Raw genomic sequence first — 11,656 nt, forward strand, 5'->3', positions numbered from 1 at the left:
CCGCAACACCGGGGGGGGGTGGGCCGACGGGCGGGGGGGGCCGGGGGGGGGGCCACTGCGCTGGGGGGGGGGGGGCCTGGGGGGGGGGCGCGGCCGCGGGGCCCCCGGGGGGGGCCGCGGCGGCCGGAGCCGCCTCGGTGGGCTCGGCGGCCCCGGGTCGAACAGGACGCGCCTCCGTGCCGGTGTCGCCGGCACCCGGTGTGGCAGCCGGCCGCGCCGGCGCCGGGCGGGCCTCGGTGCCCGTCTCCCCGGCACCCGGCGCACCGGCAGGTCGGGCCGTGGTCGGCGCCGCCTCGGTCGGTGCCGCCTCGGCGGGTCGAGCCAGCGTCGGCTCCGCGTCGGTGGGTGGCCGGGCCGCGGTCGCCCGAGCGAGCGTCTCCCCGGTCTCCGGTGGCCCTGGTGGGCCGGGCGGTCCAGGTGGGCCCAACGGCCCGGGGCGGGGCGGTCGTGGCGCGGGCGGCGCGGGTGCGGCGCGGTCGAAGAAGCGCAAGCGGATGAACCTGCTGATCGCCGGGGTCGCGGTCTTCATCATGCTGGCCGGTGTCGGCGTGGTCGGGTTCACCTACTACTCGACGAACGTGGTCATGCCCGACGAGTTGCCGCTGCCGCTGTCCACCACTGTGTACGCCAAGGACGGCAAGACCCCGTTGGCCAAGCTGGGCAGCGAGAACCGCACCTTCGTCACCATCAACCAGATCCCGGAGCATGTGCAGCACGCGGTGGCGGCAGCCGAGGACCGCAACTTCTACCGGCACTCCGGCGTCGACTACAAGGGCATCGTCCGGGCCGGATGGAACAACATCTCCGGTGGTGACAAGCAGGGCGCCTCGACCATCACCCAGCAGTACGCCCGCAACGCGTTCGAGAATCTCCAGGACGACACGTACGGCCGGAAGGTGAAGGAGGCCATCCTCGCCTCCAAGCTGAACGACGCGTACAGCAAGCCGGAGATCATGCAGCACTACCTCAACGTCATCTACTTCGGACGCGGTGCCTACGGCATCGAGGCCGCCGCACAGACCTACTTCGGCAAGCCGGCGAAGGACCTGTCCGTGGGCGAGGGTGCGGTGCTCGCGGCGGTCATCAAGCAGCCGCAGCCGAGCGAGACCCACAAGGGGTTCGACCCCGCGATCAACCTCCCGGACGCCAAGGCACGGTGGGACTACGTGATTGGCGGCATGAAGAAGGAAGGCTGGGTCGACGCCCCCGGGCAGCCCGCCTCGCCGACGGAGTACCCGAAGGTGCTGGCGCCCAAGAAGGGCGGGAACGGGTTCGGTGTCGACAGCCCGCGAGGCAACGTCATCAACTACGTCCGCGAAGAGATGGACGCGATGGGCCTCTGCTCCGAGAGCGGCGCGGAGGGCAAGAAGAGCTGCGTGGACGCGCTGCGGGACGACGGCTACCGGATCACCACCACCATCGACCCGAAGCTGCAGACCGCCGCCGAGAACACGGCGATGCAGTCGAAGAAGGGTTCGTTGCTCTACGAGCAGCCGAAGAACCTGATGGCCGCGGTGGTCTCGATCGACCCGTCGAAGGGTCGCGTGCTCGCCTACTACGGCGGTGACAGCGGCGCCGACTTCGACTACGCCGGCAAGAACACCAACAAGAACGGCGACCTGGTCGGTGGGCACCAGCCGGGCTCGTCGATGAAGGTGTACACCCTGGCCGCCGCGATCGAGGCGGGCATCTCGGTCAAGTCGCACTGGGATCCCACGCCGTACAAGCCCAAGGGCTCCAAGGACACGATCGGCAACGCCAACCGCACCAACCTCAAGTGCGGCAAGTACTGCACCCTCGAAGAGTCGACGATCCAGTCGTACAACGTGCCCTTCTACTGGGTCGCCGACACGATCGGCGCCGACAAGGTCGTCGAGATGGCCCACAAGGCCGGCGTGACCACCATGTGGGGCGTCGACCCGCCGCAGGCCTTCGACCTGTCGAAGAAGGGGCCGAACCCGTTCGACAACTACACCGGTTTCGGCAAGTACCCGATCACCGTGTTCGACCACGCCAACGCCATGGCCACGTTCGCCAACGACGGCAAGTACATCAAGGCCCACTTCGTCGTCAAGGTGGAGCAGCAGGACAAGGACACCGGCAAGTGGAAGGTGGTCGGCAGCGAGCGCATCAAGCCGGAGCAGCGGATCCCCAAGAAGATCACTGACGAGGTCACCGGCGTCCTGAAGCAGATCCCGCGCCCCAACAACATCTCCCTCGAAGACGGCCGCCAGGCCGCCGCCAAGACCGGCACCTGGGAGTACAACGACGAGGACAACTCGCACGCCTGGACGGTCGGCTACACCCCGCAGATCGCCACCGCGGTGTGGGTGGGCAGCCGGGACATCAACAAGCCGGAGATCCGGCTCACCGGCGGCAAGGACGTCGGCGGCTCGAACCTTCCCGGCCCGATCTGGGAGAAGTTCATGAACGCCGCCCTGAAGGGCCAGGAGGAGATCCCCCTGCCCAACCCCACCGGCGAGGGTGATGTCACGAAGGGCAACGGCAAGGAGCCGCCGCCGCCGACCATTCCGGGCCTGCCCGGTCTCCCGGGGCAACCGGGCTGCGACCCCCTGACCGACCCGTTCTGCACGGTCCCCGGCGGTAACCCTGGTGGTAACCCGGGAGGCAATCCCGGCGGGCCTGGTGGGCCTGGCGGTCCTGGTGGGCCTGGTGGGCCAGGCGGCGGTGGTGGTGGCGGACTGCTGCCCAACCGGTACTGACCCCCAGCTCCGCACGAACGCCGCCGCCGGCCGGACAATCTGTCCGGCCGGCGGCGGCGTTTCCGTACCCAGATCTCTCCGCGTCGGGACGGGACGACCACCCCGGTCATACGGCAGGATGCCTTCTCATGAGCACCCAGTCGACGCCCGGCATCGACGACGCCGGAACCACCGACCACCCGTCCCGGTCCGACGGGTTCGTCCGCGGCCTCTCCGGCGCCATCGGCGGCCCGCTGGGCGACCACGCGACCGCGCTGGACCGGCCGGCCGGCCAGGAGCGGCGCTTCTGGACCGCCGTCCGGATCGTGCTGGCCCTGGCCTGCCTCACTCTCGCGCTGCACTGGGTGCAGAAGTCGCCCTGCCAGGACGGCGCCTGGCAGAACAACGTGCAGTACAACCGGTTCTGCTACACCGACGTCCTCGCCCTGTACTACGCCGAGGGGCTCAACGAGGGCAAGGTGCCCTACCGCGACCACCCGGTCGAGTACCCGGTGCTGACCGGCTACTTCATGGGCGCGCTGGGCCTGCCGGTGCACGCCGTCGGTGACGGCGACCCGAGCATCAACCAGGGCCAGTGGTTCTACAACCTCAACGCGCTCGTGCTGGGCGCGCTCGCACTGGCCACGGTGGCGGTGATCCTGGCACTGCGCCGCCGACGACCCTGGGACGCCGCGTTGTTCGCACTCGCTCCGGCGCTTGTGCTCACCGCCACCGTCAACTGGGACCTGCTGGCCATCGGGCTGGCCGCCTTCGGCCTGCTGGCCTGGGCCCGAAAACGACCCGCGGTCGCCGGCGTACTGCTCGGGCTGGCCGGCGCGGCGAAGCTGTGGCCGCTGTTCCTGCTCGGGCCGATCCTCGTCCTCGGACTGCGGGCCGGCCGGGTCCGCGCCGCCCTCACCGCCGTCGGTACGGCGGTCGCCGCCGTGGTGCTCGTCAACCTGCCCGCCGCACGGGCCTACCCGGACAACTGGAACCGGTTCTTCGAGCTGAACACCACCCGGCCGATCGACTGGGGCACCCTCTGGTACATCGGGCGCTACCTGGACGGCAAGGTCGGCAACGACCCCACCCAGCAGGGCCCGTTCGAGTGGCTGAACGCCAACATCCCCACCCTCAACACCCTCTCGTACGCGCTGTTCGGGCTGGCCTGCCTCGGGGTGGGCGTGCTGGCGCTGCGGGCACCGCGCCGACCGCGGCTGGGTCAGCTCGCCTTCCTGGTGGTCGCGGCGTTCCTCATCTTCAGCAAGGTCTGGTCGCAGCAGTTCGTGCTGTGGCTCCTGCCGCTTGTGGTGCTGGCCCGACCGAAGTGGGGAGCCTTCCTCGCCTGGCAGATCGCCGAGGTCTGCTACTTCGTCGCCTTCTACGGTGAACTGCTCGGCGCGGCGACCAGCCGCCCGGTCTTCCCGGAGGGGGTGTTCGTGCTGGCCTCGACGTTGCGGCTGACCACAGTGGTGGTGCTCTGCGTGCTGGTCATCCAGGAGATCCTGCACCCCGAGCGGGACGCGGTGCGGGCCACCTATCCGGACGACCCGGACGGCGGCGTGTTCGACGGGGCACCGGACGCGCCGTGGCTGGACCGCTGGCGCCGCCGAGCGACGACAACCGAACCCGAACCCGAGCCCGCCCCCACCCCGTGATCCCGCAGACCCGGGTCAGAGCCGGTAGACGACGGCGTTCCCGACCTCCTGGCGGGTGATGCCGAGCGACTCGACAGGCTGGTCGATGGTGATCTCCCACGGCGTGCCGGGCACCTGGTCGCGGAGCAGCACCACCGTCCGGACGCCGAGCGTGCGCAGGTAGTCGACGCTCGTCTGGCTGGGGAACGACTGGCTCACCCGACGGACGTCGTCAAGTTGACGTGGGGTGAAGCCGCTGCCGCCGTTGACCACATCGGGGAACCCGCTTGTCGACCAGAGCATCACGTGCTGGTCCAGGTTCTGGCTGCTCGGCAGCACCAGCAGGGGCCCCTCGGCCGCCCGCAGCGCGGCCGGCTGGGTCGGCACCACCGGGTGCGGGGTGCTGTTCAGGCCCTCGACTGTCACCAGCAGCAGCGGCAGCAGCGTGGCCATCCGCAGCCACGGACCCGGCCACGACGGGATCCGCTGCGCGGTCAGCTCACGGACCCGGTCGGTGAGCGCGGTGACCGCTCCCGCCGCGAGCAGGCCCAGCAGCAACGTGGTCCACAACATCAACCGACCGGGGGTACGCAGAGCGCTCCAGCCCGGCACGTGCTCGAAGAGCGGCACGTAGGTGAACGTGCCGTCGAAGAAACGGGTGCCCATCGCGAAGGCCATCGTCACCAGCACGCCGGCCAGCAGCAGCAGTCGGTGCCGCAGCCGCCAGGCCGAGAAGAACAGCCCTCCCAGGGCGAGCGCGTAGAGCACGTAGCCCGGCAACAGGGTCATCTCCGGGTGCCACGGCAGCGCCGCGCGGGCCCCCTCGTGCAGCCCACCCCAGATCCACGACTCGGCGGGCGCCGTCACGAAACCCGACGCCGGCGGCGAGAAGATGCTGACGTCCTCGATGGTGCGCTCGGCGTACGGGTGCAGCTCGGTGACCCGGAAGAACGGAAACGCCATCAGCAGACCCACGCCGGCGAACAACACCCCGCCGAGCACGTTGGCGACGAACAACCGGCGACCGAAGGGCACGGCCCGGCGGGTGCGCAGCCGCCGCACGAAGAAGAGGACGACGGCGACCAGCACCGCCCCGCCCAGGAAGTACGCGAACGGCAGCCCGATGCCGAAGCCGAGGCTGAGCTGCCAGGCCGCCACCAGCCAGCCGCCGTAGACCCAACCGTCGTGCCGGCGCTCGGGTCGGTAACCGTGCCGCAGTGACCAACCGTGCCCGCGCGCCAACATCGCCAGCGCCAGCGGAATCCCGCCGTTGGAGAGCACGTGCAGGTGCCCGGCCTGGGACAGCAACCACGGCGCGTAGGTGTAGGTGACACCGGCGACGGCGGCACCGATCCGGCCGGCGCCGAGCTGTCGAGCCAGGGCGTACGCCCCGAACGTGGCGAGGGCGTGCGCCAGCACGAACATGATGTTGTAACGGAGGATCGCGTCCTCGGGGCCGCTGCCCAGCATCCCCGCCGGGGCGTACCCGAGCAGTGTGTCGGAGAAGGCGAAGCTCCACAGCTCGGGGAAGAACGTGTTGGACTGCCACAGGTGCGCCGGGTCGGTCAGCAGGATGTGCCCCGACCAGGCCATCTGCCAGGCCTGCAGGCTCGGATCCCAGTAGTCCTGCGGAAGTGTGTAGCGCGGGTAGCGCAGCGTCGGCCAGGTCATCAGCACGGCCAGCGCCAGCGCGCCGAGGGCGGCCAGGGTCCACTCGTGGATCAGGAATCGGCCGACGGCGCGGCTGGCCCGGCTGACGATGGACGGCTTCGGTTCGGGAGCGGAAGCGAACGCCTCCCAACGGTCCGGCTCAGCCGGCTTCGTCTCGCCATCGGTCGGCGCCTGACCGTTCGCCCGGCCCGCCTTCCCGCCCTTGGCCGGAGCATCGACCTTGGCCGCGTCGTCCTTGGTGTCGCTGTCCTTGGTCGGGCTGCCGTCCTTGGTCGTGTCGCCGTCCTTGGTCGGGCTGCCGTCCTTGACGGGGTCACCGTCCTTGGTCGGGTCACCGACCTTGACGGCACCGGCGTCGGCGCTGTCCCCCTCGGCCGCTTTGCCGCGCTTGGTCAGGCGGCTGGTCAGGCGGTTGGTCCAGCCGCGCTTCGGTGCGCCCGTGCCGGTGGCATCCCGGGCCGTACCGCTGGCTTTGGCCGCGTCGCTGGTTTTGGCCGTACCGTTGGCTTTGGCGGCGTCGTCCGTCGCGGGACCGGGTTCGTCGTCACCGGTGGTGGCGCCGGCACCCGTGGGCCTACCGTTCGTCGCCACTCCGGGCCTCGTACCGTCGGTCGATCGCGGGTGTTGCCCGGAGCTCTCCGCGGTCGTCGCAGCCTTGGCGGAGACGGGCGCCTTGCCGGTGTCGGAGGTGCCGGCCGGCCGGGTCGGGGTCGCGGTGGTGGGTCGGTTCTCGGCATCCGGGCCGGCGGGGGCGGGCCCGGCCTTACCGGTCCCGGGTTGTCCGGTCGTCATGCTTGCCGGCTCTCCGTCCCGAGCTGCTCACGGAGGAAGTCGATGTCGGTGGCCTGACCGGCCACACCTCCCGGTGTCTCGACGACCACCGGCGCCCCGGCCGCCCGGATCACCGCCACCACCAGTTCCGGGTCGATCGTTCCGCCGCCCAGGTTGTCGTGCCGGTCCTGCCCGGAGTTGAACGCGCCCTTGGAGTTGTTGGCGTGGACCAGGTCGATCCGTCCGGTGATCGCCTTGACCCGGTCGACGAGCCCGAGCAGCTCCTCGCCGCCCGCGTACGCGTGGCAGGTGTCCAGGCAGAAGCCGACCTCGTGGTCGCCGATGGCGTCCCAGAGTCGGGCGAGCGCGTCCAGTCGTCGGGCGCACGCGTTGTCGCCCCCGGCGGTGTTCTCGATCAGGACGGGCACGCCGAAGCCGCCGGAGTCGGCGGCGTACGCGAAGGTCTTGCGCCAGTTGTCGAAGCCGACGGCCAGGTCGTCCCCGGCGTTGACGTGCCCGCCGTGGACGATCACGCCCTTCGCGCCGATGGCGGCGGCGGCATTGGCGTGCCCGAGCAGCAGCTTCCGGCTCGGAATCCGGATGCGGTTGTTGAGGGTCGCCACGTTGATGACGTACGGCGCGTGCACGTAGAGGTCGACCTCGGCCGCGCGCAGCCGCTCGGCGTCTTCCCGGGGCTTGGGCGCCTTCCACCCCTGGGGGTCGGAGAGGAAGAACTGCACGGTGTCGGCGGACCGGGCGGCCGCCTCCGCCAGCGGGTCGGTCGAATCGACGTGGGCTCCGATACGCATGCGAGCGAGCCTACGTCGCGACCCTGACTGCCGCCGCGACGGTCGGGGCGGTGTCGCTCGCCGTTCACGTCACCGCTCGGACCGACGCTCGTTGATGGGATTGAACCGGCGACCACTGCCCGGTCGACCGGCGGTGCGAGCGCCGCGTACGACGATCGGGGTCGACGGTCGAGAGCGAGGTTGCCCCCGCCGCGCGGCCCGGCGCGGCGGGGGCGGCCCTTCGTCCGGCGGGCTCTGACCGACGAAGAATCTCGGAAATTTGGGCTTTTTCCCCTGACAAGGTACGAGTGCTGTTGTATCGTCAGATAACAACACGATAAAGCTCCGCGGGGCGTCTCCAGTCCAACCTCATCGGTGTGGTCGTTCCTCCCCAGGTCCCACCCAAGGAATGCGGACGGGACGCCCTGCGGCCTCGTTGGACGGGGGTCCACCACCGATCGGTGCACGGTCGGGTGGTGGACCCCCGTCAGCGTGTCCGGGTGCTGACCCGACCGCCCCGGGCATGATCGTTCGGACCGGGTATCCTGGTCAGGTTGTCCGCGTCCGGCCGGGTCCCCTCGGCGCGTGCGGGCAGCGACACAAGACCTCCTGCCACGGAAGGACCGTGGCCGCTTAGCCCACAGGAGGTGAGCACGTCTTGCGTCACTACGAACTAATGGTCATCCTCGACTCCAGCCTCGAGGAGCGCACCGTCGCACCGTCGCTCGACACGTACCTGAACGTGATTCGGACCGCGGGTGGCTCGGTTGAGAAGACCGACGTGTGGGGCCGTCGGCGCCTCGCGTACGAGATCAACAAAAAGGCCGAAGGCATCTACGCCGTCATCGACCTGCAGGCCACGCCTGCTGCGGTGGCCGAGCTGGACCGTCAGCTCCGGCTCAACGAGTCCGTGCTGCGCACCAAGGTCATCCGACCGGAAATGCGCTAGAGCATCCAACCCCGGTTCGTCCGGATCAGCCTCCGCGACTCTGTCGTACGGCTCTGCGAGCCTGTACGACGAGACGCTGAGTGCGCGAGGAGATGGTCATGGCAGGAGACACCACCATCACGGTCATCGGCAATCTGACCGATGACCCCGAGTTGCGGTTCACCCCCTCCGGGGCTGCGGTCGCCAAGTTCCGAGTCGCTTCGACGCCCCGTTTCATGGACAAGGCGTCGAACGAATGGAAGGACGGCGAGCCGCTGTTCCTCGCATGCACCGTGTGGCGGCAGGCCGCCGAGCACGTCGCCGAGTCGCTGCAGCGTGGCGCTCGGGTGATCGTGTCGGGCCGGCTGCGTCAGCGGTCGTACGAGACCCGCGAGGGTGAGAAGCGCACAGTCATCGAGCTTGAGGTCGACGAGATCGGCCCGTCGCTGCGCTACGCCACGGCGAAGGTGCAGAAGATGTCCCGCTCCGGCGGCAGTGGCGGCGGCTTCGGTGGCGGTGGCGGTGGCGGTCAGGGTGGCGGCGGAGGCAACTTCGACGACCCCTGGGCTTCGGCTGCTCCTTCTCCCTCTCCCGCGCGTGCCGGTTCGGGCGCCAATTTTGACGAGGAGCCACCGTTCTAATGGCGCCTAGCGCTCGCGATCGCAAACCAGGAGCACGTGCAACGGCCAAGGCTGCGGCACTGCGCAAGCCCAAGAAGAAGGTGAACCCGCTCGACAAGGACGGGATCGCCTACATCGATTACAAGGACACCGCGCTGCTGCGCAAGTTCATCTCCGATCGCGGCAAGATCCGCGCTCGTCGGGTGACCGGCGTTACCTCGCAGCAGCAGCGGCAGATCGCCCGTGCGGTCAAGAACGCCCGTGAGATGGCGCTCCTGCCGTACACGGCCACCACCCGCTGAAAGGAGGCACCGATATGAAGATCATCCTGACTCAGGAAGTGTCCGGCCTCGGTGCCCCGGGCGACGTCGTCGAGGTCAAGGACGGCTACGGCCGTAACTACCTGCTGCCGCAGGGCTTCGCGATCGCCTGGACCAAGGGCGCGGAAAAGCAGGTCACGGTCATCAAGCGGGCCCGTGGGGCTCGCGAGATCCGCGACCTCGACCACGCCAACGAGGTCAAGGCTCAGCTCGAGGGTCTCAAGGTCAACCTGAAGGTCCGCGCCGGCGACGGCGGACGGCTCTTCGGCTCGGTCACTCCGGCCGAGATCGTCGACGCCGTCAAGGCGGCCAGCGGCCCGGTCCTCGACCGGCGTCGGCTGGAGGTGCCCGGTCACATCAAGTCGACCGGCAGCTACCCGGTGAAGATCAAGCTTCACCCCGACGTGACCGCGTCGTTCAACCTGAACGTCCTTCAGGGCTGACGTCGCAACACCACCACGAGGGCCCGCGCCGAGCAATCGGTGCGGGCCCTCGTGCGTACGTCGTCACAGCCCGCTCAGGCGCCGCACCCGGGCCCGGCCCGCGGCCGGTCACCCGATCGGTTGACCGGTCACCGCGCTGATCAGCACCGTGGACAGGCCGCCGCCCACCACCGCGGCGGCGAGCGCGATGGTCGCCGAACGCCACGTCGTGCCCACCCGACGCAGCAGCGCCGCCACCACCAGACTGCTCACCAGCGCCAACCCGAAGCGCGGCGCGCCGGCGAGCAGCGACTCCAACGCGCGGGACCGAGGTGAGTCGCACCCACCCCCGCTGATGTCGGTCACACACCCAGCCGGCGCCTGACTGTCCAGCGTCAACAGCCACACGAAGATCAGCACCGCCGGCGTCAGGTAACAGGCCGCCGTGTACAGCAACGGCCGGAAGGGGCCACCCGGATCCGGGTCGAGCAGATCGTCCTCCAGACGACGAGCCCAGGCACCCGTGGCCGCCGACTCGACCCGCCGCCGCACCGACGCCGCCCCGGCCGCCGGCCGGTCCGCCCGACGCCGTGGCGCACCCACAGGTGGCACAGCCGCGCTGCGCGGCCTCGGAGCCGTGTAGCCCACCACCGGCGAGCGGGGCGCAGACGGCAGCGGATCCGTCCATCTGGGGTCGTCACCGGCCAGCCGGGTGCCGGACCAGAAACCGTCGTCCCGGACCGGCCAACCCTCCGCCGGCGCAGCCCGGTCGGAGCGCGGCGGCAGCGTACGGTCCCACTGGTCGTCCTCGATCGCCGACCGCTCCCACTGACCGGTGCGGTCAGACCGCTCCCAGCCACCAACGCTCTCCACCGCCGACCACTGCTCGCTCAGATCCGTGCCGTCGGCACCGGGCCCCGGCGGCCACGCGTGCACCCCCGAGGCGTCCCAGGGGTCCACCGCGGGCGGATACGACGGTTCGGGCTCGGCCACCCGATCCGACCCACGTGCCCACGGATCGGCCGCCGGCCGGGACCACGACTCCTCCGCCGCACGGCGGCTACGCCGGGTGGGACGGCTCACGTCCGGACCCGGCACCGGCTCGCTCGGAGCCGACTCCAGATCCCCGCCCGACCAGATCACCTGCGGACGGCCAGCGGGCGCGCGGCGGGGACGGCGGTCCGGGACAGCGCCGGAAACCGGCTCGTCCTCCCCGGTGTCCGCACGTCGGCGGCCGGCGTACCCCTGCTCCTGCGGACGGTCGAGCGTCCACTCCCGGGTGTGGTCCGACTCGGGGGCCGCGCTGATCGCCGCCTGCTCCCGCCAACTCGTCTCGCTGCCCCGCCGCCGGCTGCCCGCCGACTCGATGGACCGCCGGCCGGCACCGGAAATCGGCCGTTCGGGCTCGCGTTCGGCCTCGTCCTCGTCCGGTGCCGCGTGGCGACCACCGCCGTCAGCGTGCCGAACGCCCGACTCCAGCGCCCACCGGGGCAGATAGGCGTCGACAGGCTCGTCCTGGCCGCGGTCCAGTGCGCGCCGGCGGCTGGACGTGCGGTAACGACCGTCCTCGTCGTACGGATCAACCGGAAGAGACGCCGCGCGCTCACCCCACGAGGCGGTCGGCTGGCGCTCGCGCGGGCTGTCATCCCCGCGTCCCCAGTCCCGGTAACTCACGGCCGGAGTGTGACCCTTCTGAACCGAAAGCGGAATCCGCTGTCCAGGTGTAGCCGTTCGCTGGAGATAGTACGGGACGATCGTGTCACAGGCCCGACCGAAATATTCTCCTCCACAGGCTGG

Annotated in this window: 8 protein-coding genes and 1 pseudogene; 6 read left to right on the forward strand and 3 right to left on the reverse strand. The window is 70.6% G+C overall.

Features of this window, described 5'->3' with window-relative positions; genetic code table 11:
• Positions 1–164 precede the first annotated feature (164 nt).
• Both AB0F61_RS14040 and AB0F61_RS14045 read left to right on the forward strand, forming a co-directional pair.
• Positions 165–2,723, forward strand: a pseudogene (locus tag AB0F61_RS14040) (transglycosylase domain-containing protein); the annotation flags it as partial.
• A 128-nt stretch (positions 2,724–2,851) separates the two neighbouring features.
• Positions 2,852–4,360: a glycosyltransferase 87 family protein gene (locus AB0F61_RS14045; protein WP_357808596.1), complete on the forward strand. Its 1,509-nt coding sequence runs from the start codon at positions 2,852–2,854 to the stop codon at positions 4,358–4,360.
• Between the two features lie 15 nt (positions 4,361–4,375).
• On the opposite strand, the gene AB0F61_RS14050 is transcribed toward AB0F61_RS14045, so the two are convergent.
• Together AB0F61_RS14050 and AB0F61_RS14055 are read right to left on the reverse strand one after the other, a co-directional pair.
• Positions 4,376–6,802, reverse strand: a complete 2,427-nt coding sequence (locus tag AB0F61_RS14050) for a hypothetical protein (protein WP_357808599.1) — start codon at positions 6,800–6,802, stop codon at positions 4,376–4,378.
• Positions 6,799–7,590: a deoxyribonuclease IV gene (locus AB0F61_RS14055; RefSeq protein WP_357808602.1), complete on the reverse strand. Its 792-nt coding sequence runs from the start codon at positions 7,588–7,590 to the stop codon at positions 6,799–6,801. The genes AB0F61_RS14050 and AB0F61_RS14055 overlap by 4 nt, the downstream gene beginning before the upstream one ends.
• Positions 7,591–8,227: 637 nt before the next feature.
• Here AB0F61_RS14055 and rpsF point away from each other — a divergent pair.
• The 4 genes from rpsF to rplI all read left to right on the forward strand — a co-directional run bounded on the left by rpsF (position 8,228) and on the right by rplI (position 9,880).
• Complete coding sequence (rpsF, locus tag AB0F61_RS14060; RefSeq protein ID WP_036391391.1) at positions 8,228–8,518, forward strand: 30S ribosomal protein S6; 291 nt, start codon at positions 8,228–8,230, stop codon at positions 8,516–8,518.
• A gap of 80 nt (positions 8,519–8,598) precedes the next feature.
• Positions 8,599–9,138, forward strand: a complete 540-nt coding sequence (locus AB0F61_RS14065) for a single-stranded DNA-binding protein (RefSeq protein ID WP_357808605.1) — start codon at positions 8,599–8,601, stop codon at positions 9,136–9,138.
• On the forward strand, positions 9,138–9,419 hold the full coding sequence (gene rpsR, locus AB0F61_RS14070; protein WP_051723758.1) for a 30S ribosomal protein S18: 282 nt from the start codon (positions 9,138–9,140) through the stop codon (positions 9,417–9,419). Before AB0F61_RS14065 ends, rpsR begins: the two co-directional genes overlap by 1 nt.
• 14 nt (positions 9,420–9,433) lie before the next feature.
• A complete protein-coding gene (rplI, locus tag AB0F61_RS14075) occupies positions 9,434–9,880 on the forward strand; it encodes a 50S ribosomal protein L9 (RefSeq protein WP_357808608.1) in 447 nt (148 codons plus the stop codon).
• Positions 9,881–9,988: 108 nt separating this feature from the next.
• On the opposite strand, the gene AB0F61_RS14080 is transcribed toward rplI, so the two are convergent.
• On the reverse strand, positions 9,989–11,533 hold the full coding sequence (locus tag AB0F61_RS14080; protein ID WP_357808611.1) for a hypothetical protein: 1,545 nt from the start codon (positions 11,531–11,533) through the stop codon (positions 9,989–9,991).
• Positions 11,534–11,656: the final 123 nt, after the last annotated feature.

It is taken from the genome of Micromonospora sp. NPDC023888, from assembly GCF_040639415.1.
In the GTDB taxonomy this organism is placed as follows: Bacteria; Actinomycetota; Actinomycetes; order Mycobacteriales; family Micromonosporaceae; genus Micromonospora.